A 19,296-nucleotide genomic window follows, 5' to 3' on the forward strand; every position below is an offset into this window, starting at 1 on the left:
CCGACCGACCCGCACCTCCTCGATGCGAACGGAGGGAGTACGCCGGTATAAGGCTGCTTGCCGAACGGCCGTCGGAGATGGAGAGCGGCGAGCAGTGAACGGCGATCGGCGAGCGACGTTCGACGTTCGGCCTTCCGGGACGGGGGACGGGAGACGGGAGACGGGGGTCGTCCCCGGAGGAGGGCGTCCGTTCAGTCGTCCGATTCGGCCGCCGCGGGTTTGATTCGTTAGTGGTGGCGTACCGAAGATTCGACCAAAAGAGTCTTGCCATCGGGAAAGGAGCATCATTCATGACGGGAGACATTTCTGTGTACGGCGATCGTTTAGCTCGGCAGATGGAGGCGGGCGAGTTCGTCCTCGCCGTCGTCACGGCGACGAAGCCGGACTTCTATAAGCAGGCTCCACTTGTCGCTGCCGCACGCGATCACGGTGTCCCGTGCTTCGTCCTCCACACGGGACAGCACTACGACGACGTCCTCGGCCACGGGTTAGTTGAGTACGACCTCGAAGATCGTATCGCCGTCGATCTCGGCGTACGAGGCGGTCTTTCGCAAAAGACAGCCGAACTGATGACGAAAATCGAGCGCTTCGCCGACTGTCTCAACGCCGACTATCCGGACACAGAGGTCCTCCCTATCGTTCACGGAGACACCCTCGCGGCGGGTATAGTCCCCCAGGCGTGGCTGTTCGCGACGAACCGACTCGTCGCGCACAACGAGGCCGGACTCAGGAGTATGGCCCCTGATTTCGGAAACTATCGCGACCCCGCTGCCTTCATCCGCAGCCAGTGGGAAGGTGAATGGTCGCTCAACCGTACTGAACCGTTTCCCGAACAGTACGACACCTTTGTCGGATCAGCGGGGGCATTGTATCACTTCGCCCCGACGGACCTCAACCGAGAGCATCTCGCCCGTGAGGGATATCCGGTCGCGGTTCACGGCGACGAACGTATCCCAGTAGTCGGTAACTCCGTCGTCGACGCGATCGAGATGAAGAGCGGTGTAGATTCGAACGAATCGGTCTTCGACGTGTATCCCGACCTGGAGCGCCGCGACGATTGGATCCGCGTCGATATACACCGTCGCGCGAACCTCCTCCCGGATCGCTTTCGGGCCATCGTCGACTGCGTGATCCGATTGGTCGAATCGGGATACGGCGTCAACTTCGTCGAACTCAACGCAACCCGGACGGCGCTCGAGAGCTACGGTCTCCGGGACCGGCTCCTCCGGCTCGCAGACGAACGGGAGAACCTTCTCTTCACTGAACTATGGAAGAAGCACGCTCACGTATACGAGTTTTTCCGATCGGGCCGATGTTTCGCTGCACTGACTGACTCTGGGAGCATGCAGGAGGAGTTGAACCATATCCCCGAGACGTATTGCCTCACCGCACGGTACAATACGGATCGACCGGAGACGGTATTCGAGGCTAACACGAATCTCCTCGTCCCGCCGACAGACGGCGAGGCGATGTTCGAACTGATCGAGCACGTCTTTGAATCGGACGACGTGCGCCACCGACTTCGAGAGGGGCCGACGCTCTACGGCGAGAACGTCGCCGATCAGATCGTCTCGTTTCTCGATGAACGCTGGGAGTCGCGTCCATTCGAGTGGGCGCACGAACGCCTCGGTTTCCGTGGTAGCGAACAGGATTTCGAGTACCTCTGACCGTGTATTCCTAGTCGTCCGATTCGGCCGCCGCGGGTTCGACTGCGCGCTCGGCCCGGTCGAGTTCGTCGAGGTAGTCGTCGGCGTCGAGCGCCGCCATCACGCCCATGCCGCCGGCCGTCGCCGCCTGCTGGTAGTGGTGGTCCACCACGTCGCCCGCGCCGAAGAGCCCGGGGACGGCGGTGGCCGTCTGGTCGCCGCCGCGGCCGCCCTTCGTGAACAGGTAGCCCTCCTCGTCGAGTTCGACGCCGGTGTCGGCCAGGTAGTCGGTGTTGGGCGTGTGGCCGATGGCGAGGAACACGGCACCCACGTCGAGGTCGAACTGCTCCGTGTCGGGGTCCTCGAGCCTCTCCGACGGGTGGCCCTCGGGGTTCCGGACGAGGGTGACGTGCGAGACGCCCTCCTCCTGGCTCCCGTGGATCTCCCGCACCTCGGTGTCGAGCAGGAGTTCGATATTCCCCTCCTCGACCTGCTCCATCGTGCGGTCGACCCAGTAGTCCTCCGCGCGGAACTCCTCGCGGCGGTGGGCGACGTACACCGTGTCGGCGAACTTCGTGAGGAAGTTGGCCTCCTCCATGGCGGCGTCGCCCCCGCCGACGACGAGCATGTCCTCGCCGCGGAAGAACGCCCCGTCGCAGGTCGCGCACGTGGAGACGCCGTAGCCCATCAGCAGATCCTCGCCGGGGACGCCGAGCGTGCGCGCGCTCGCACCCGAGGCGGCGATGACGGCGTCCGCGGTGTAGACGTCGCCGTTCGTGAGTTCGACCCGGAAGGGACCGCCCTCCTCCTCGCGCTCGACGCGCTCGACGACGCCGTGCTCGATCTCCGCGCCGAAGCGCTCGGCCTGCTGGCGCATGTTCTGGACGAGTTCCGGGCCGCTGATCCCCTCGGGGAAGCCGGGGTAGTTGGCCACGTCCGTCGTGAGCGTCAGCTGGCCGCCGGGCTCGCGCCCTTCGAGGACGAGCGGATCGTTGTTCGCCCGCGCCGCGTAGATGGCGGCGCTGAGGCCCGCGATGCCCGATCCGGCGATGACGAGCCGTCGATGGGGGGCGTCTGTCATGGCTACAACTACACGGCGAGCGGGCTTTGTAGCTTGCGCACGAGTACGGCGGGCGCACACTCGCGCCGGCCGACGGATAGGTGAGCGGCTCACAGGTGAGCCACTCACGGGCGAGCGGCTCGGTTCGCGAACGGGCGCGCGTGAGCGAGCGGAACCTTGACGCCGCCGGCCGCGTCAGGTGGGGCCGTGACCCCAGAAGACCTCGGCGCGTCGATCCCCGCGCTCGACGACGGCGTCTACCTGAACACCGGGGCGTCCGGCCCCTGTCCCGAACCGGTCATCGAGGCGACGACCGACTACGTCCGGTACCACGAGGCCGACGCGCCGACCGGCGAGGGGGCGTATCCGGCCGCCTTCGACACCTTCGAGGAGACGCGCGAGCGCGTCGCCGACTTCCTCGGCGCGCGCCCCGCCGAGATCGCCCTCACGTCGAGCACCGCGGACGGCATCAGTCGGATCGCCGCGAGCGTCGACTGGCGGCCCGGCGACGTCGTCGTCCGCACCGACCTCGAACACTCCGCCGGCGTCCTCCCGTGGTGGAACCTCGAACGCCGCGGCGTGGAGACGCGCGTGCTCGAGACCGAGGGCGGGCGCGTCGATCGCGACGCCTACGCGGCGGCCGTCCAGGACGCCCGCCTCGTCTGCTTCAACTCCATCACGTGGAACTACGGGACGCGACTGCCCGTCGCCGACCTCGTGGACGTCGCTCACGACGCCGGCGCGCTGGTGCTCGTCGACGCCGTGCAGTCGCCCGGACAGACCCGCGTGAACGTGCGCGAGTGGGACGCCGACTTCGCGGCCGGGGCGGGACACAAGTGGCTGCTCGGGCCGTGGGGCGCGGGCTTCCTCCACGTCCGCGAGGAGGCGATCGACGACCTCCGGCCCGCGATGGTCGGGTACCGGAGCGTCGAGGAACCCGACGCCGACGAGCCGACGCTCAAGCCCGGCGCGGCGCGCCTGGAGGTCGGGACAACCAACCCCGCGCCCTACGTCGGCCTGCGGGCGGCGATGGACCTGATCGAGTCGGTCGGGCTCGACGCGATCGAGTCGCACGTCGCGGGGCTCGCGGAGCGGCTGGCCGACGGCCTCGGCGACCGGTACCTCGGCCCGGCAGACCCCGAGTCCGGGCTGGTTGCGTTCGAGGTCGACGACCCGGAGGCGACCGTCGAGCGCCTCGCGGCCGAGGGGATCGTCGTCCGGTCGCTCCCCCACCCCGACGCGGTCCGGGCGTCGCTGCACGTCTTCAACACCGAGTCCGACGTGGAGGCGCTGCTCGACGCCCTGTGAGGTGACGAAGTCACCGAGTTCCGCTACCGATTTCCGTCCCCGCGCCGCCCCTCGGGACATGGCCGCCGACCTGGAGGAGAAGACGGACCGCTACGAGCGACTGCTGGCCGAGGCGCTCGACGCCGCGACCGTGGCCGTCCCCGAGGGATCGCCGCTGGCCGACGCCGCCGCGGAGTACCGCGAGATGGCGCGGTCCTACCTCGACGACGGCCGGCACTTCCGCGAGCGCGGCGACCTCGTGAACGCCCTCGCGTCCTTCTCGTACGGCCACGGGTGGCTGGACGCCGGCGCGCGGATCGGGCTGTTCGACGTGCCCGACGAGGGACACCTGTTCACCGTCTGACGTACCGTTCGGAGCCCCGCCCGCTGTTCACGCCCACCCCCACTCGCGCGCCAGTTCGTACACCTCGTAGGCGAAGACGACGAGGACGAGCGCGATCGACCCCCACGCGAGCGCGGCGAACGCGAGCGGCGAGAGGATCATCGCTCACCCCTCCGTTCGCGCGCTCCCCCGCCCGCCTGACCGCCGTCGGCGACCGGTTCCGACTCGTCGAGTCGGGCGATCTCGCGGTCGAGTCGCCCGAGGTCGAAGCGCCTCCCGGAGGCGACCGCGGCGAGGGCCGTCAGTCCGCCCGAGACGGCCGCCGCCCCGACGAACGCGTTGAAGAACGACGCTCGCAGGGGGAGCACCTGGAGCGGTGCGGGCGTGAGCGGGAAGAGCGCCCCGCCGACGGCGAGTCCCGACACGCTGGCGACGAGCGCCCCGAGGCCGGTGAGCCGACGGGAGTACAGCCCCGCGAGCAGGGGGACGAACGTGGCCGTCGCGAGCAGGTCGGCGACGAAGAACACCGTCAGGACGCTGTACCCCTGCGCGGCGACGAAGACGCTCGCGAGCGCGACGACCACGGTGAGGAGTCGCGCCGCGAGCGTGAGCGTCCGATCCCCGGCGTCGACGAGTCGCGGGAGGTCGGCCGTGACGACGCTCGCGATGGCGTTGAACAGCGTGTCGGCGCTGCTCGTCACCAGGAGCACGGCGAGGACGACCACCGCGAGGACGATCGGCTCGGCGAACGCGTCCCGGACGACGACGAAGAACGCCACGCTCGCGCGCTCGGTTCCGATCCCCCGCCCGCGGGCGACGAGACCGAACAGGCCGGCGACGAGCACCATCGGGACCACCGCGACCGCCGCGACGAGGAACGACCGGCGGAGCGTCCCCCGGTCGTCGGCCGCGTAGATGCGCTGCCACCAGGCCTGGTTGAGCATCTCGGCGGCGAGGATGGCGACGATCACGTACGCGCCGAACTCGACCCCGGCGGCGAAGCCGGGATCGAGCAGCGAGGGATCCGCCGCGACCACGTTCGAGTAGATCTCGTCCGTGCCGCCGAGCGAGAGGAGCGCCGCGCCGAAGCCCACCGCGAGCAGCGGGAGGATGACGAGCGTCTGCACCGCGTCCGTGAAGATGCTCGCCTTGAGGCCGCCGTAGGCGGTGTAGAGCAGGACCGCCCCGCCGACGACGAGCGCCGTCTGCCACGCCGGGACGCCCGCGACCACCTTCAGCCCGCCGGCGATCCCCGTCATCTCCGCCGCGAGGAAAGTGAACATGTACGCGACGCTGATGACGAGCACGAAGGCGTACATCGCCGGGCCGTAGCGGACGTAGGCGTACTCCGTGAGGCTGTGGCCCTCGGGGATGAGGCCGCGGATCCGCGGCCCGAGGACGGCGTACGCCGCGAGCGGGGCCGCGCTCCCGAGGGCGTAGCCGACCACGGCCGCGATCCCGCCGAACCTCGCGCCCGCCTCGGCGGGCGAGAACAGTATCCACGCCCCCATGCTGGAGGCGACGATCGTCGCCGTCAACGAACCGCGCCCGACCGTATTCCGCGCCGAGATGAAGTCCTCGACGGTGTCGATACCCCGCCGCGCCGCGACGACGCCGACGACGGCCGTCACCGCGACGACGAGGAACGTCATCGCGAGGGCGGTCTCGGCGCTCACCACGGGCGCTCACCCGCTGTCTGGGTCATTAAGGGGTGGTACTAATCAGTGGTACAAAGGCGTGGCGACATCCGTCGAGAATGGCGAAACTCTAATAAAGGGATACGCTCGGAAATTCCGTCATCACAATACCGACTCGATAGTCGATACCGCCCTCGTCAGTCGATTTCTGACCGCGAGAAAACGAAGGGTTTAAATATCTCGCTCACTAACTGAGGGTGAGTAGCCCCTGTGAGGAGTCTGTCTCTTCTCCCTCCCTCGCAGTGACACGAGCACAACCCATCACCATGACAGATACCACGATCCGAACCTACGACGAAACGGTATCCGAAGCGGACGCCGAAACCGAGGCGGTCGAATCGGAGACGACCTGCCCGGAGTGCGGCGGCCGACTCGTTACCGACACCGAACACGGCGAGACAGTCTGTACGGACTGCGGTCTCGTCGTCGAGGAGGACAGCATCGACCGCGGCCCCGAGTGGCGCGCCTTCGACTCCGCCGAGCGCGACCAGAAATCCCGCGTCGGCGCGCCGACGACCAACATGATGCACGACAAGGGCCTGTCGACCAACATCGGCTGGCAGGACAAAGACGCCTACGGGAGGGCCCTGTCGTCGCGCCAGCGGGCGAAGATGCAGCGGTTGCGCACCTGGAACGAGCGCTTCCGCACGCGCGACTCGAAAGAGCGCAACCTCAAGCAGGCGCTCGGCGAGATCGACCGCATGGCCAGCGCCCTCGGCCTCCCCGAGAACGTCCGCGAGACCGCCAGCGTGATCTATCGCCGCGCGCTCAACGAGGACCTCCTGCCCGGTCGCTCCATCGAGGGGGTGGCGACGTCGGCCCTGTACGCCGCCGCCCGCCAGGCCGGCACCCCCCGCAGCCTCGACGAGGTGACGATGGTCTCGCGCATCGACAAGATGGAACTGACCCGGACGTACCGGTACATCATCCGGCAGTTGAACCTGGAGATCAAGCCGGCGGACCCCGAGAGTTACGTCCCGCGCTTCGCCAGCGACCTCGGCCTCTCCGACGAGGTCGAACGCCGCGCCCGCGAACTGCTCAAGACCGCCCGCGAGGCGGGTCTGCTGAGCGGCAAGTCGCCGGTGGGGCTGGCGGCGGCGGCGATCTACGCGGCGGCGCTGCTCTCGAACGAGAAGGTCACCCAGAGCCAGGTCTCCGACGTCGCCAACATCTCCGAGGTCACCATCCGCAACCGGTACAAGGAACTCCTCGAAGCGAGCGAGGTCACGGCGGCGCTATAACGCGAGTCGAGGCTCAAGACTTTTGTCCGCGCGCGGCGCACGTCGATGCATGCCGACCGAAACGTACGTTCGGTTGCTCTGTCCCGAATGCGGTAAGCAGTGGGAGGCCGCCCCCCGCGACCTGCCGGCGCACAAGGATCAGTATCACTGTCCGAACTGTCACGCCACGCGTCGAATGGCCGAGTTCACGCGGACCGAGCGCGACCTGGAGACGCTGAAACAACTCGGCTGAACGCCACACCGTTTCGGCACCGTTTCGAGGGGCGTCGTTCGCGGTTAACTGCCGATTATCGCCGGTTAATCCCTCCTTAGCGCCGGAGGACGCCCGACCGATATAAAAACTCGCTCACCGGCCGTCTCACGGCTTCTCAGACAGGAATGTGCTAACGGTACTCAGGGTAATACTATATGCCCCCAGTCGTTATCGAGTCCTGAGCATGAAGAAGCAGGAGCTCATTCACCTTCATGGCCTGCTCGCACAGGTACGAGACCACTACCAGCAGCAGATGGAGACCAACATAGAACACGAGACGTACGACGAACTCGGCGTCCGGCCGACGTCTATTCACAAATCGAAGACAGAACACAAGAGAGCCGTTTTCGCACTCGCTAACGGGATAACCTCCGAACTCGAGATCGTCGACGAACAGCCCGTTTCGGCGGCTGCCGACTGACTTCTCGACACGACCTATCCCGACTGTTACTCCGACGAGTCGCTACGCCCGTCGTCTACATCTTCCACGTCGTCCACACCGTCCGGATCGCGACCGTCCGTCTCCTCCGTCTCACCCGCCCCGTCCACTTCGTCCGCTTCGTCCGCTTCGTCCACTTCGTCCACTTCGCCGTCCTCCCCCACCCTGTCGACCCGGAGCACGTCGAGGGGGATGTTACGCATTCGCTGACCGATCTCCTTGCGCGCGATTCGGGCGGCGTGTTGGTCGTCCTCGACGTTAAACACCGTCATCTCCAGTTCGAGCGCGACTAACCCCTCGTCGGCGGCGACGAACGCGGGGTCGAGTTCGCCTTCGCAGTGCGGGCACGCCCGCATTCCCATCGTTATCTCCACGTAGTTCAGGTCTGGATTCAGCATGTCTCCGGTCTTGGAGATCGCGATGCGGACTGCCTCGTCCGCGGACGCGACGTCGTACACCGGAACGGCGGCCTCGACAACGACACGACAGTCCATACCATGCGATTTCTCGTGAAGTGTCATGAACCTTCGCCCCGAGTCGGAACGGGGAAGCGACTGGGTCACGACCGTTCACGCGATGGAGACGGGTAGCATTCCCGTAGACTCGCTCTCGGGTGGGTTCGACCTGCAGGCGACCGTCGAGAGCGGCCAGACCTACGTCTGGTCGCGGGAGGACGACCGGATGTTCGAGGACGAGGTCGCACACGGTGGCGACGCCTGGTACGCGACGGTCCTCCCGTCGAGGCTCACCGACGGCGCGCCGGCGGTCGTCCAGGTTCGTCAGCGAGACGGGCAGATCGAGTGGAAGTCGAGCGTCGACGCGCACGACCACCTCGTCCGCCTCCTGCGCCTCGACGACGACCTCGACGCGATCGCGGCGCGGACGCCCGACGACCCGCTGCTGACGACGGCCTACGACGCCTACCGCGGGATGCGCCTCGTCCGGGACCCGCCGTTCGCGTCGCTCGTCTCGTTCATCTGCTCGGCGCAGATGCGCGTCTCGCGCATCCACGGCATGCAGACCCGCCTCGCCCGCGAGTTCGGCGACCCCGTCGAGTTCGACGGCCGGACCTACTACGCCTTCCCGCGACCCGAGCAACTCGCTCGCGCCACCGAGGAGCGGTTGCGCGAGTTGCGCCTCGGCTACCGCGCGCCGTACGTCGCCCGCACCGCCGAGATGGTCGCCTCCGGCGAGGCACGCCCCGAGGACGCCGCCGACCTCGAGTACGAGGACGCCCGCGAGTACCTCACCCGGTTCGTCGGCGTGGGGGAGAAGGTGGCCGACTGCGTGCTCCTGTTCTCGCTCGGCTTCCTCGAGGCCGTCCCGCTCGACACGTGGATCCGAACCGCCATCGCCGAGTACTACCCCGAGTGCGACCGGGGCGGGTACGCCGAGACCTCCCGGGCCATCCGCGAGCGCTTCGGCGGCGAGTACGCCGGCTACGTCCAGACGTACGTCTTCCTCTACCTGCGGACCGGCGGCGCGGTCTGATAGGCGCTCCTTCGAACCCCCGACGGGTCGCCGCGCGGCGAGCCGCACGAGGACGCCTCGGGTGAACTACGTAGGTCGATATAGCGGACAGTATCCCTCTGACGGTACGTTTATCCGGGCGTCCTCGCAACTGACGCGCGACGGGCGAGACGGGCGGGACGACCACTCGGTCCGACCCCCGTCCTCGCCGGCGTCGACCGCGGCGGCCCGCCGACCGATCGTCGGCGACGGCGCGACTGCGACACCGACACGATACACCGACTATGTCCACCCCACCCGTCCGAATCGCGTTCGTGTGCGTCCAGAACGCCGGTCGATCGCAGATGGCGACCGCCTTCGCCGAGCGCGAGCGTGAGCGCCGCGGCCTCGACTGGGAGATACGAACCGGCGGCACCCACCCCGCCGAGCACGTCCACGAGGAGGTGATCGCGGTGATGCGCGAGGAGGGAATCGACCTCTCCGCCCGGACGCCGCGGGAGATACCGACGGACGAACTCCTGTCCTGTGACTACGTCGCCACGATGGGCTGTTCGACGCTCGATCTGAGCGAGGCCGAATCCGCGGTCGACGTGCGCGACTGGGCGCTCTCGGACCCCGACGGCCGGGACCTCGATCGCGTCCGGGCGATCCGCGACGAGATCGAGACGCGCGTGACCGCGCTGTTCGACGAGATCGAGGCCGACCTCGAGACGGCGACCTCGTAGGGGCACACTTTTTTCGCCCGACGGCGCACGGGAAGATATGAACGGAACCCGCGCACACGTGTTCGTCAGCGGAAAGGTACAGGGCGTCTGGTACCGCGACTCGACCCGGGACGCCGCCCGTAAACGCGGCGTCGGCGGCTGGGTCCGCAATCTCGACGACGGGCGCGTGGAGGCGGTCTTCGAGGGCCGGGAGGACGCCGTCGAGTCGATGGTCGAGTGGTGTCACACGGGGAGCGACCTCGCGCGCGTCGAGAGCGTCGACGTGGAGTACGAGCAGCCGCGGGGCGTCGAGGGCTTCGAGGTGCGCCGGTAGTCGGATCGGGATCGACGGATCGGCGATACTCGACCAACAGTAGAATGCCGTCGGACGTACGTCCGTCGCGAATCTCGCCACCCGGGCGAGTAGCGTCACGACGGTACGTCCAACAGTATAAGCTCCCCGGCACGCAAGGCCGGGTAGAGTCCCCGATGGCAACCGTCGAGACGAGATACTGTCGAAGCTGCGGAACCGAACTGGCTACGGAGGCGGAGGTCTGCGTCGAGTGCGGCGTCAACGTCCGCACGGACGACGTGGGCACGCCGACGGCGTACTGCCGCGACTGCGGCGAGGAGATCAAGGCCGCGGCGGAGATCTGCCCGCACTGCGGGGTGCGCCAGCGTCGGGCTCCGACGACGAGTAGCGACCTCGTCTCCGACGTCGAGCGCGCCGTCAAGGAGAACCGCGCGCTCGTCGCCGCCGTCGCGTCGTTCCTGTGGCCCGGCGTCGGGCAACTCGTGAACGGCGAGGTCGTGAAGGGGCTGGTACTCCTCGTCCTGTTTCCGGTCGCGGCGTTCACGATCGTCTTCGGGATCGGCTTCGTCCTCGCCCCGGCGGTCTGGCTGTACGCCGTCTACGACGCGTACACCACGGGCGAACGGCTCCAGGAGGAGTACCGCGCCCGGGAGGCTCCCCCGCAGGCTTAATCTCCCGCCGGCCGAAGCGCGGTGCATGATTTCGAGCGACAGGATGGCCGCCGTCGACGAGAACGCGGAGGCGCTCGGCGTCCCCCGCAAACAGCTCATGGAGTCGAGCGGAAACGCCGTCGCCCGCCGCGTTCGGGACCTCGTCGACCCGGGCGCGTCGGTCGCGGTCGTGGCCGGACGCGGGAACAACGGCGGCGACGCGTTCGTCGCGGCGCGCTTTCTCGACGGCTACGACGTGACCGTCCACCTCCTCGGCCGCGCGGGGACGATCGCCACCGACATCGCCCGCGAGAACTGGGACGCCCTCCGCGAGTGCGAGTACGACGCCCGCGAGGTGCGCGACTCGCGCAACCTCGACCTCGGGACGCCCGACCTCGTGGTGGACGCGATGCTCGGCACCGGCGTGACGGGCGAGCCGCGGGAACCGGAGCGGAGCGCCGTCGAGGCGGTGAACGCGACCGACGCGGTCGTCCTCGCGGTCGACGTGCCCTCGGGCGTGGACGCGGACACCGGCGAGGCGGCCGGCGTCGCCGTCGAGGCGGACCACGTCGTCACCTTCCACGACCGGAAGCCCGGGCTGGACGCGCTCGACGCCGACGTGACGGTCGCGGACATCGGCATCCCGCCGGCCGCGGAGCGGTTCGTCGGCCCCGGCGACCTGGGTTCGACCCGCCGCGCCTCGGACAGCACGAAGGGCGACGCGGGCCGCGTCTTCGTCGTCGGGGGCGGGCCGTACACCGGCGCGCCGGCGCTCGCCGCGCAGGCGGCGCTCCGGGCGGGAGCGGACCTCTCGTTCGTGGCCGTGCCCGAGTCCGTCAAGACGCCGATCCAGGGGTACGCCGAGGACCTCATCGTTCAACCGTACGGGAGCGACCGGCTCACCCCAGAACGGGTGGACGGGCTGGTCGAGACGGCGACGAGCTACGACGACGTCGTCGTCCTCGGTCCCGGACTCGGCACCGCCGACGAGACGCTCGCGGCCGTCGAGCGGTTCCTCGAATCCTTCGACGGGCGGGCGGTCGTGGACGCCGACGCCCTGTCGGTGGTGCCCGAGGTCGACACTGACGCGACGCTCGTCTGCACCCCGAACCGCCACGAACTCGCGGAGATGGGCGGTCCCGACGCGGACGACCTCCGCGCGCGCGCCGAGGAGATCGAGGCGTTCGCGGCCGACCTCGGCCACGTCGTGCTGGCGAAGGGCGAGGACGACGTCGTCACCGACGGCGAGCGGACGCGGATCTGCCGGGTGGGGACCCCGGGGATGACCGTCGGCGGCACCGGCGACACGCTCGCGGGCGTCGCCGCAGCGATGCTCGCCACGCGGGAGCCGTTCGACGCCGCGTGCGTCGCCCCCTACGTCAACGGTCGGGCCGCCGAACTCCTCGACGAGTCGCGGGGGGACGGCCTGCTCGCCTCGGACCTGCTCGACGCCATCCCGACGGCGATCTGGGGGGAGCGATGACCGAACGGGAAGGCGGCGCGGGGGACGGAGACGGGGGCGACCTGACCCACACCGACGCGGAGGGGAACGTCCAGATGGTGGACGTGGGGGCGAAGCCCGACGCGGCCCGACGCGCGGTCGCGGCGGGGGAGATCCGACTCAGCCCCTCGACCGTCGAGGCAGTTCGAAACGACGAGATCGGCAAGGGCGACGTGCTCGCCACCGCCCGCGTCGGGGCGGTGCAGGCCGTGAAGCACACCTGGGAGGCGATCCCCATGTGCCACCAGATCCCGATCACGAACGTGGACACCGAGTTCGACGTGCGCGAGGACCGCGTGCTCCTCGAAGTCGCGGTCGAGACGACCGGCAAGACCGGCTGCGAGATGGAGGCGCTCTCGGGCGTCACGACCGGCCTCAACGTCGTCTGGGACATGGTGAAGGCCGCCGAGAAGGACGACGACGGCCAGTACCCCGGTACGCGCGTCGAGAACGTGCGCGTCGTCGCGAAGGAGAAGCGGGAGCTGTCGTCGCTCTCGTAACTACCGCAGGGCGGCGTCGCCCGCCTTCCGAACGTCGGTCCGCGTCAGATCGGTGAGCGCGGGGAGGTCGCCCTCGGGGGCGAGTTCCCCGCCGACCGCGGCCGCCACGCCGCCGAACGCGCGATCGATCACGGGCGGTTCGGACGAGCCGAGCGACTCGCGAAGCGCCGTCCACCGCGCGTCGAGCGCGTCCGGGTCGGTCCCGTGCCACGGTCGCGGCGCGTCTGGCACGACGCGGGCGGCGAGTCGGTCGCCCGCGGCGAACGCGAGCAGGCGCTGCCAGCGGAACGCGACGCGCTCGACACGCTCGCGGTACCAGGCCTCGCCGTACAGGCGCGCCGCCTCCGGACCGAGGCGGTCCGCCCAGCCCTCGACGCTCGCGTTGAACGCGAGTTCGACCTCGCCGTCCGGGTAGGTCGTCCCGGCGACGCCGCCGAACTCCTCGACGACGGTCTCCCCGTCGCTCCACCCGAGGGCGATAGAGAGGGGCGATTCGAGGGGACACTCGCGCTCGCAGGCGTCGAGCGTGACGGTCGCGAGCCCGCGGGCCTCGCTCAACTCGCGTTCTGTGGGTCGCAGGTCGTACGGCATGGCGGAACCGTCGGGGAGGGCCGGAAAGGCCCTGTCGGATCGGTCGGGGGAGGGTCGCCGCCCCGACCGGAGCGCGGTCGACGGTTCGGAAGCGACGTCACTCGGCGGGGACGGGTAACTCGCCCGCCTTCGCCCGGGACTTCTCGACGACGACGGGCCGGGCCTCGAAGTCGACGACCACCTGCTCGCCGTAGTCCACGGCGTGGACGACGGCGTTGTCGTGGATCCACGAGACGAGGCTCATCGTCTCGTCGGTCATCGGCAGGACGAGCCGTTCGCGCTCGTACGGCGGGAGTTCGGCGTCGATTCGGTCGAGCAGGTCGTCGACGCCGGTCCCCTCCCTGCCGCTCACCGCGACGGGGGAGGGGGCGAGCGCCGAGAGCGCCGCCTTCTTCTCCTCGACCTCCTCCTCGGGGACCTTGTCCACCTTGTTCAGGACGGTGACGATGGGGGCCTCGTTGCGCTCGTAGAGCGTGTCGTGGCTCGTGACGAGCTTCTCGCGTATCTCCTCGATCGGCTCCGACACGTCCACGACCAGGAGGACGAGGTCGGCGCGGTAGACGGCGTCGAGCGTGGACTTGAACGACTCGACCAGCCAGTGAGGGAGGTCGGAGATGAATCCGACGGTGTCCGTCACGAGCACGTCCCGGCGGTCCATGTCCGCCCGGCGGGTCGTGGTCCCGAGCGTGGTGAACAGCTCGTCCTGGGACTCGGCGGTCGCGTCGAGGTCCGGGTGGAGGTCGTCGTTCTCGTCCACGTCGAGATCCGCCGCCACGCGGCGCAGGAGCGTGGACTTCCCGGCGTTGGTGTAACCCGCGAGCGCCACGAGGTCGAACCCCGACTCGCGGCGCTGTTCGCGGCGGTGCTCCTCGTCGCGCTCGATCTGCGACAGCTCCTCGCGGATGCGGCTGATCCGCGACTTGATGTCCTGCTCGCGGGACTCGTCGTACTCGCCGAGACCCATGAAGCCGGGGCGTTCGTCGCGCTTCGCGAGGCTCACCTTCGCCTCGACGCGCGGCAGTTCGTATCGCAACTCGGCCAGTTCGACCTGCAGTTGCGCCTTGCGCGTCTGCGCGCGCTGCCCGAAGATGTCGAGGATGAGTCGGAACCGGTCGACGACCTCGACGCCGTCGGGGAGTCGATTGCCGAGGTTGTACGTCTGGTACGGCCCGAGGCGATTGTCGAAGATCACGACGCCCGCGTCCGTCCGGGCGACGAGCGCCGCCAGATCGTCGACCTTCCCCTCGCCGAGACACAGCGCTGGGTCCTCCTTGCGGGTCTGCGTGACCTCGCCCGCGACGCGATAGCCCGCCGCGCGGGCCAGTTCGCGCACCTCCTCCGTGTCGGGCGTCCCTCGGTCGACCCGCTTCGCGATGACGGCCGTTTCGGGGTCTCTCTGTGCGCCAGTCACTCGCACGAGGGTACGACAGCCTCGTATATAACTCCGGGGCCGTTCGCCGAAAGAGCCTTATATGTCTTCCGCGTGTAGTATCACGAAACAATGAATGTCGACGTGGCGCAGTTGGGCCTCGACCTCGGGGCGGGAAGCGTCGTCGGGGCGGTGACGGGGTTCGCGGCCAAGAAGGTCGCCAAGCTCGTCGCCGTCCTCGTCGGCGTCCAGCTCGCGCTGTTCAAGTACCTCGAATCGCAGCGGATCCTCGTCGTCGATTGGGAACGCCTCTCGGCGGGTCTCCTGAAGGCCGGCGGTGCCGCGTCCTCGAACGCGCCCCCCTCCTGGCTGACGTCGCTCCTCTCTACGGCCTCCGTCACCGGCGGGTTCGCGGCGGGGTTCCTCCTCGGGTTCAGGGCAGGGTGAGCGCCGTCGTCCGCACCGTCACATCGCCACGACCGACCCCGACCCGACGACAGAAAGCTTTTACCGAATCAGCGAATCCACAGACCGATGCCCGTCCACTCCCCGTACGCGAACCTCGCAGTCCTCGCGGCCGTCCTCGCCGCCGGCGCGCTCGTCACCCTCTCGGTCTCACCGGCGGTCGCGTTCGCCCCGATCGATCGTCCGACGCGAGCCACGACGCTCGGCGGTCTGGTCGCGCTCCTCGGCGGATGCTTCGCCGTCGCGGTTGCCGGTTCAACCCTCGGATCGCGATGAGGTCGCCCCGATAGCGTCGGTGGTACGGACGAGCGGCGGGGGCAGGCGGCCTCGGTTCACCGCGTGCTCAGTTCGTCCTCGTCCTTGATGATCCGCGTGTCCGCCTCGCCGCTCGACGTCTCGTTGACCAGGTCGTAGAACTCGTTCTGGAGCCCCGCCGGGAACTCGACGACGCCGACCCACGAGCCGTCGTTCTGCCACTCCTCGCGCTGGAGGTCGCCGAACTGACGGATGCGCGCCTGCGCGCTTCCGGCGTACTCCGGGGGGACGCGGACGGCCATCACCACCTCGTCGAAGCGGATGGGGATGATCGGACGGAGCGCGTCGAGCGCGTCGTCGACCTGTCCCTCGACGGGGAGCATCGGATCGACCGTGAACCCCGCCTCCTCCAGCGCGCGCTCGATGCGCTCGGGCGGGTGGGGCGCGTTGTCCATCTGCGGGTTGACCGCGTTGCGCGCGATGCGGTCGACGAGGCGGCGGCGCTTCTGCTCCTGCATCTCGCGGCGCTGCTCGGCCGTGATCTGTATCTCGCCGCGTTTTATCACCTCGGGGATGATCTCCATCGGATCGGTCGTCCCGAACGCGTCCTCGAGATCGCTCTCGGCGGGCCGGTCGCCGCGCGAGGCGTCCTCGAAGACGTCCTCGGCGGCGATGACCTCCTCCAGTTCCCCGTCGAATTCGTCGCGTTTGATCGCCAGCGCGGCGTCCGGGTCCACGAGCACTTCGAATCGAGCGCCGTGCGATTCGAGTCGAGCCGTCACCGCCTCGTCGAGGGAAATCATGACGGAGAATACCGCTTCGCTCCTAAAGTGTGTTTCTTCGGCGGCGAGCCGTCTCGACGCGGACCGACGAGCGGCGACGCCAGCGCCGGGCGCGGCGCGATCGGACGCGACCGCGCGGTTACTGCTCCTCGTCGGCGAGGAGGTCGTGCTCCTCGAGGTAGGACGCGATCTTCTCCTCGTCGAACTCGTCGTACTGCTCGGTCTCGGCGTCGATGGTGGCGATGCCGAGGCCGTCCGATCGGAGTCCGTCGTCGCTGACGGACGCGAGCGCGTTGAGCGCCAGGCCGACGCCCGAGTCGAGGTCCATCTCCTCGCGGTAGTGCTCCTTGAGGTAGTCCTCGATGGCGCTGCGGTCCGCGCCGACGGCGAGCGCCTTCCACTCGTAGGGCGTGCCCGACGGGTCCGTCTCGAACAGGCGGGGACGGCCGCTGTCGTCGATGCCCCCGATGATGAGCGCGACGCCGAAGGGGCGCGCGCCGCCGACCTGCGTGTACTGCTGGATGTTGTCGGTGACCGCCTTCGTCAGCGTCTCGACGCTGATGGGTTCGCCGTAGCGCAGCTGGTTGATCTGCGCCTGCCGACGGGCGTAGTCGATGAGCTGTCGGGCGTCGGCGACGTGGCCCGCGCTCGCGATGCCGATGTGATCGTCGGCCTTGTGGAGCTTCTCCACGCTCGATCCTTCGAGGAGCGGGGAACTGATGCGCTTGTCCGCGACGAGGACCACGCCGTCGGTCGTTCGAACGCCGATACTTGCGGACCCGCGCTTCACGGCTTCGCGGGCGTACTCGACCTGATAGAGCCGTCCGTCCGGGGAGAAGATGGTGATCCCCCGGTCGTAGGCCTGCTGTTGACTTTGACCCTGCATCGTTAGTTGAGATCGTGTCCTGTCGCCCCCGCGAACCCCGACTCGACCCGCACGTCGACGCGGTCGTCCCGCGCGACTGCCGGCCGCTCGGCGCCCTCGAACGCGACGGTGTTCTCCTCCGAAAGTTCCGGCGGGCGCCGTATATACCTTTCTTCGCAGGCCCGGACGGTCCCCCCGACTCCCCGGACGGTCACGCCGATCGGGTGGCCGTCCACCTCGCGGACGCAGGCGAGGACCGCCCGCCCCCGGCTCACCTCGCCGCGCCGGACGCGGACGACCGCGTACCCCGCGCCGTCCTCGAAGGCGAACCCGTAGACGCTCAGGTCGAGCGCCGCGCTCCCCGCGTCGCCGACGAGGTTCTGCGCGGCGTACCACACCTCGCGCTGGAACGCCCCGCGGTCGAAGTCGGCGTCCGGCCAGCCCTCGAGACCGACCCCGAGGTAGCGCCAGCGCGGGCGGAGGTGCTTCGGGAGGTGTCTCACGTCCCGAAGTCGGCGTCGGCGGGGGTTTAATCGCTCGGAATCGCGTCGCTCGAACGCGCGCTCGCGGCCGAGCGCCGCCGGCGTCCGTCCGTCGGTTCGGGCGGCGCTCGGTTATACGGCTGCGACGTGTGCGGGGCGATGGTTCGGCGGTTCGCACACGAGGGGGCGAGAGCGTGCCCCGACTGTACGAGCGGGGTCCTACGACCGGTGTGATTCGGCACCGGGACGGCGAACTCCCCGTGTACTCTTCCCTCGGCGGTGGTGAGCGGCCCGGACGTTCGCTCGAACTGAGCGGTAAGCCGGGAGGTTATCCGGCTCCGAGGTGAGACGGGCGTATGAGCGTAATCGCGGACTGTACCGTCCCGACCGAGTCGTTCGCGCTCCGAGGAGCACTCGAGGACAACCCGCAGACGGCACTGGAGGCCGAACGGGTGGCCACGCACAGCGCCGAGTGGGCCCTCCCATTCCTGTGGGCGAGCGGCGGTGATCGTGAGGCCTTCATCGCGGCGCTCCGAGACGATCCGACGGTCGAGGACGCCGCCGTCATCGAAGCAGTGGACGGCAGCGTGCTGTACAAGGTGCAGTGGTGCGATCGAGTCATCGAACTCGTGAACGAGATGATCGACCAGCACGCGGTCATCCTAGAGGCGGAGGCGCAGTCCCGACGCTGGCGATTCAAGCTCCGCTTCGCCGAGGAGGGACAGGTCGCCACGTTCCAGCGCCACTTCACCGAGCAGGGGCACGCGTTCGAGGTCAACAGGCTCTACCGCCCGACGGAACCGCGCCGGCGGGAGTACGGCCTGACCGCCGAGCAGTACGAAACGTTGGTGACGGCGCTCGATCGGGGGTATTTCGAAATCCCGCGCACTGTCTCGACCGACGACCTCGCGGAGATCCTCGGTATCTCCTCGAACGCCGTCTCTCAGCGGCTCCGGCGTGCGTCCGCGAACCTCGTCCGAAACACGCTCCTGATCGGGCCCCGGGACCCCGGCACGTGATAGAGAGCGAGGGGACCTCCCGCGCTCGAGGGATCGACGGTTCGCGGCGGCGGCGCACGTCTCGGACATAAAGCCCGGTACGCTCGCACGCGAAGGTCCTTGCTCCGGCCTATCCTCCCGATAGTAGGCGCGGTCCCCGGACGAAATCATCAGCAGTAAGCGATCGATCACCGGGTCCGTCGGGCAGCGCTTCCGCTACGTGTGCCATCCGATGCATCGCGCCCGGGCGGATTCGGACACGAAGCGATCGTCGAAATCCCACGATCAACGACCGCGCCTACGACGTTTTTTCGGCGCAGTGACGGTCCGGCCGTCGCGCCGTCGTACTCGAACGTCCCACAGCCGTCCCTCGCGAGCGCTCGAA

At 68.9% G+C, this 19,296-nt stretch carries 23 protein-coding genes; 15 read left to right on the forward strand and 8 right to left on the reverse strand.

Translation table 11 applies throughout. The annotated features are described in order from the left end of the window. Window positions 1-290 precede the first annotated feature (290 nt). Window positions 291-1,667, forward strand: a complete 1,377-nt coding sequence (locus NKI68_RS17080) for a UDP-N-acetyl glucosamine 2-epimerase (protein WP_254544330.1) — start codon at window positions 291-293, stop codon at window positions 1,665-1,667. 10 nt (window positions 1,668-1,677) lie between these two features. Here NKI68_RS17080 and NKI68_RS17085 read toward each other — a convergent pair whose 3' ends face one another. Then, window positions 1,678-2,727 (reverse strand): NAD(P)/FAD-dependent oxidoreductase, encoded by a 1,050-nt coding sequence (locus NKI68_RS17085; protein ID WP_254544331.1) that lies wholly within the window; start codon window positions 2,725-2,727, stop codon window positions 1,678-1,680. 186 nt (window positions 2,728-2,913) lie between these two features. On the opposite strand from NKI68_RS17085, the gene NKI68_RS17090 reads away from it, so the two are divergent. Together NKI68_RS17090 and NKI68_RS17095 are read left to right on the forward strand one after the other, a co-directional pair. Next, a complete protein-coding gene (locus tag NKI68_RS17090; RefSeq protein ID WP_254544332.1) occupies window positions 2,914-4,014 on the forward strand; it encodes an aminotransferase class V-fold PLP-dependent enzyme in 1,101 nt (366 codons plus the stop codon). Window positions 4,015-4,072: 58 nt separating this feature from the next. Beyond that, complete coding sequence (locus tag NKI68_RS17095; protein WP_254544333.1) at window positions 4,073-4,357, forward strand: DUF357 domain-containing protein; 285 nt, start codon at window positions 4,073-4,075, stop codon at window positions 4,355-4,357. A 137-nt stretch (window positions 4,358-4,494) separates the two neighbouring features. Here NKI68_RS17095 and NKI68_RS17100 read toward each other — a convergent pair whose 3' ends face one another. Beyond that, window positions 4,495-6,015 (reverse strand): sodium:solute symporter family transporter, encoded by a 1,521-nt coding sequence (locus tag NKI68_RS17100; protein WP_438267786.1) that lies wholly within the window; start codon window positions 6,013-6,015, stop codon window positions 4,495-4,497. Between the two features lie 284 nt (window positions 6,016-6,299). On the opposite strand from NKI68_RS17100, the gene NKI68_RS17105 reads away from it, so the two are divergent. From NKI68_RS17105 to NKI68_RS17115, 3 genes are all read left to right on the forward strand, one after another. Then, on the forward strand, window positions 6,300-7,274 hold the full coding sequence (locus NKI68_RS17105) for a transcription initiation factor IIB (RefSeq protein WP_254544334.1): 975 nt from the start codon (window positions 6,300-6,302) through the stop codon (window positions 7,272-7,274). Between the two features lie 49 nt (window positions 7,275-7,323). Further along, entirely contained in the window at window positions 7,324-7,506 is a 183-nt protein-coding gene (locus tag NKI68_RS17110) for a DUF7836 family putative zinc-binding protein (protein ID WP_254544335.1), read from the forward strand. A 205-nt stretch (window positions 7,507-7,711) separates the two neighbouring features. After that, complete coding sequence (locus NKI68_RS17115; RefSeq protein WP_254544336.1) at window positions 7,712-7,948, forward strand: UPF0058 family protein; 237 nt, start codon at window positions 7,712-7,714, stop codon at window positions 7,946-7,948. A 26-nt stretch (window positions 7,949-7,974) separates the two neighbouring features. On the opposite strand, the gene NKI68_RS17120 is transcribed toward NKI68_RS17115, so the two are convergent. Further along, on the reverse strand, window positions 7,975-8,460 hold the full coding sequence (locus NKI68_RS17120) for a DUF555 domain-containing protein (protein WP_254544337.1): 486 nt from the start codon (window positions 8,458-8,460) through the stop codon (window positions 7,975-7,977). Between the two features lie 82 nt (window positions 8,461-8,542). Between NKI68_RS17120 and NKI68_RS17125 the strand changes: the two genes are divergently transcribed. The 6 genes from NKI68_RS17125 (at window position 8,543) to moaC (ending at window position 13,104) form a co-directional block, all read left to right on the forward strand. Further along, window positions 8,543-9,457 (forward strand): DNA-3-methyladenine glycosylase family protein, encoded by a 915-nt coding sequence (locus NKI68_RS17125; protein WP_254546446.1) that lies wholly within the window; start codon window positions 8,543-8,545, stop codon window positions 9,455-9,457. A 263-nt stretch (window positions 9,458-9,720) separates the two neighbouring features. Then, a complete protein-coding gene (locus tag NKI68_RS17130) occupies window positions 9,721-10,161 on the forward strand; it encodes an arsenate-mycothiol transferase ArsC (protein ID WP_254544338.1) in 441 nt (146 codons plus the stop codon). A 37-nt stretch (window positions 10,162-10,198) separates the two neighbouring features. After that, a complete protein-coding gene (locus NKI68_RS17135) occupies window positions 10,199-10,474 on the forward strand; it encodes an acylphosphatase (protein ID WP_254544339.1) in 276 nt (91 codons plus the stop codon). Between the two features lie 155 nt (window positions 10,475-10,629). Beyond that, window positions 10,630-11,124: a double zinc ribbon domain-containing protein gene (locus NKI68_RS17140; protein WP_254544340.1), complete on the forward strand. Its 495-nt coding sequence runs from the start codon at window positions 10,630-10,632 to the stop codon at window positions 11,122-11,124. Between the two features lie 25 nt (window positions 11,125-11,149). Beyond that, window positions 11,150-12,586 (forward strand): NAD(P)H-hydrate dehydratase, encoded by a 1,437-nt coding sequence (locus NKI68_RS17145; protein WP_254544341.1) that lies wholly within the window; start codon window positions 11,150-11,152, stop codon window positions 12,584-12,586. Next, a complete protein-coding gene (gene moaC / locus NKI68_RS17150; protein ID WP_254544342.1) occupies window positions 12,583-13,104 on the forward strand; it encodes a cyclic pyranopterin monophosphate synthase MoaC in 522 nt (173 codons plus the stop codon). Before NKI68_RS17145 ends, moaC begins: the two co-directional genes overlap by 4 nt. On the opposite strand, the gene NKI68_RS17155 is transcribed toward moaC, so the two are convergent. Together NKI68_RS17155 and hflX are read right to left on the reverse strand one after the other, a co-directional pair. Continuing rightward, window positions 13,105-13,695: a hypothetical protein gene (locus tag NKI68_RS17155; protein ID WP_254544343.1), complete on the reverse strand. Its 591-nt coding sequence runs from the start codon at window positions 13,693-13,695 to the stop codon at window positions 13,105-13,107. It lies immediately after the preceding gene. Between the two features lie 97 nt (window positions 13,696-13,792). Further along, entirely contained in the window at window positions 13,793-15,112 is a 1,320-nt protein-coding gene (gene hflX, locus NKI68_RS17160; RefSeq protein WP_368410873.1) for a GTPase HflX, read from the reverse strand. A gap of 84 nt (window positions 15,113-15,196) precedes the next feature. Here hflX and NKI68_RS17165 point away from each other — a divergent pair, with 84 nt between their 5' ends. Beyond that, window positions 15,197-15,511: an FUN14 domain-containing protein gene (locus NKI68_RS17165; protein ID WP_254544345.1), complete on the forward strand. Its 315-nt coding sequence runs from the start codon at window positions 15,197-15,199 to the stop codon at window positions 15,509-15,511. A gap of 87 nt (window positions 15,512-15,598) precedes the next feature. Next, window positions 15,599-15,805: a hypothetical protein gene (locus NKI68_RS17170; RefSeq protein WP_254544346.1), complete on the forward strand. Its 207-nt coding sequence runs from the start codon at window positions 15,599-15,601 to the stop codon at window positions 15,803-15,805. A gap of 56 nt (window positions 15,806-15,861) precedes the next feature. Here the strand turns inward: NKI68_RS17170 and NKI68_RS17175 are convergent, their stop codons facing one another. The 3 genes from NKI68_RS17175 to NKI68_RS17185 form a co-directional block, all read right to left on the reverse strand. Further along, a complete protein-coding gene (locus NKI68_RS17175) occupies window positions 15,862-16,587 on the reverse strand; it encodes a ribosome assembly factor SBDS (protein ID WP_254544347.1) in 726 nt (241 codons plus the stop codon). A gap of 118 nt (window positions 16,588-16,705) precedes the next feature. Further along, window positions 16,706-17,452: an archaeal proteasome endopeptidase complex subunit alpha gene (psmA, locus tag NKI68_RS17180; RefSeq protein ID WP_254544348.1), complete on the reverse strand. Its 747-nt coding sequence runs from the start codon at window positions 17,450-17,452 to the stop codon at window positions 16,706-16,708. A gap of 2 nt (window positions 17,453-17,454) precedes the next feature. Continuing rightward, window positions 17,455-17,934 carry an Rpp14/Pop5 family protein gene (locus NKI68_RS17185; protein ID WP_254544349.1) on the reverse strand — a complete coding sequence of 160 codons (480 nt, stop codon included), beginning with the start codon at window positions 17,932-17,934 and terminating at the stop codon, window positions 17,455-17,457. A 335-nt stretch (window positions 17,935-18,269) separates the two neighbouring features. On the opposite strand from NKI68_RS17185, the gene NKI68_RS17190 reads away from it, so the two are divergent. Next, the gene (locus NKI68_RS17190; RefSeq protein ID WP_254544350.1) at window positions 18,270-18,932 is read left to right on the forward strand and encodes a helix-turn-helix domain-containing protein; all 663 of its coding nucleotides are present in this window, start codon (window positions 18,270-18,272) and stop codon (window positions 18,930-18,932) included. The last annotated feature ends 364 nt before the right edge of the window (window positions 18,933-19,296 follow it).

This window comes from Halomarina pelagica, from assembly GCF_024228315.1.
In the GTDB taxonomy this organism is placed as follows: Archaea; Halobacteriota; Halobacteria; order Halobacteriales; family Haloarculaceae; genus Halomarina; species Halomarina pelagica.

Coding starts and splice junctions, on each gene's coding strand:
- NKI68_RS17080 (WP_254544330.1), top strand. CDS start 291: ATGACGGGAGACATTTCTGTGTACGGCGATCGTTTAGCTCGGCAGATG.
- NKI68_RS17085 (WP_254544331.1), bottom strand. CDS start 2,727: ATGACAGACGCCCCCCATCGACGGCTCGTCATCGCCGGATCGGGCATC.
- NKI68_RS17095 (WP_254544333.1), top strand. CDS start 4,073: ATGGCCGCCGACCTGGAGGAGAAGACGGACCGCTACGAGCGACTGCTG.
- NKI68_RS17105 (WP_254544334.1), top strand. CDS start 6,300: ATGACAGATACCACGATCCGAACCTACGACGAAACGGTATCCGAAGCG.
- NKI68_RS17110 (WP_254544335.1), top strand. CDS start 7,324: ATGCCGACCGAAACGTACGTTCGGTTGCTCTGTCCCGAATGCGGTAAG.
- NKI68_RS17115 (WP_254544336.1), top strand. CDS start 7,712: ATGAAGAAGCAGGAGCTCATTCACCTTCATGGCCTGCTCGCACAGGTA.
- NKI68_RS17120 (WP_254544337.1), bottom strand. CDS start 8,460: ATGGACTGTCGTGTCGTTGTCGAGGCCGCCGTTCCGGTGTACGACGTC.
- NKI68_RS17125 (WP_254546446.1), top strand. CDS start 8,543: ATGGAGACGGGTAGCATTCCCGTAGACTCGCTCTCGGGTGGGTTCGAC.
- NKI68_RS17130 (WP_254544338.1), top strand. CDS start 9,721: ATGTCCACCCCACCCGTCCGAATCGCGTTCGTGTGCGTCCAGAACGCC.
- NKI68_RS17135 (WP_254544339.1), top strand. CDS start 10,199: ATGAACGGAACCCGCGCACACGTGTTCGTCAGCGGAAAGGTACAGGGC.
- NKI68_RS17140 (WP_254544340.1), top strand. CDS start 10,630: ATGGCAACCGTCGAGACGAGATACTGTCGAAGCTGCGGAACCGAACTG.
- NKI68_RS17145 (WP_254544341.1), top strand. CDS start 11,150: ATGATTTCGAGCGACAGGATGGCCGCCGTCGACGAGAACGCGGAGGCG.
- moaC (WP_254544342.1), top strand. CDS start 12,583: ATGACCGAACGGGAAGGCGGCGCGGGGGACGGAGACGGGGGCGACCTG.
- NKI68_RS17155 (WP_254544343.1), bottom strand. CDS start 13,695: ATGCCGTACGACCTGCGACCCACAGAACGCGAGTTGAGCGAGGCCCGC.
- NKI68_RS17165 (WP_254544345.1), top strand. CDS start 15,197: ATGAATGTCGACGTGGCGCAGTTGGGCCTCGACCTCGGGGCGGGAAGC.
- NKI68_RS17170 (WP_254544346.1), top strand. CDS start 15,599: ATGCCCGTCCACTCCCCGTACGCGAACCTCGCAGTCCTCGCGGCCGTC.
- NKI68_RS17175 (WP_254544347.1), bottom strand. CDS start 16,587: ATGATTTCCCTCGACGAGGCGGTGACGGCTCGACTCGAATCGCACGGC.
- psmA (WP_254544348.1), bottom strand. CDS start 17,452: ATGCAGGGTCAAAGTCAACAGCAGGCCTACGACCGGGGGATCACCATC.
- NKI68_RS17190 (WP_254544350.1), top strand. CDS start 18,270: ATGAGCGTAATCGCGGACTGTACCGTCCCGACCGAGTCGTTCGCGCTC.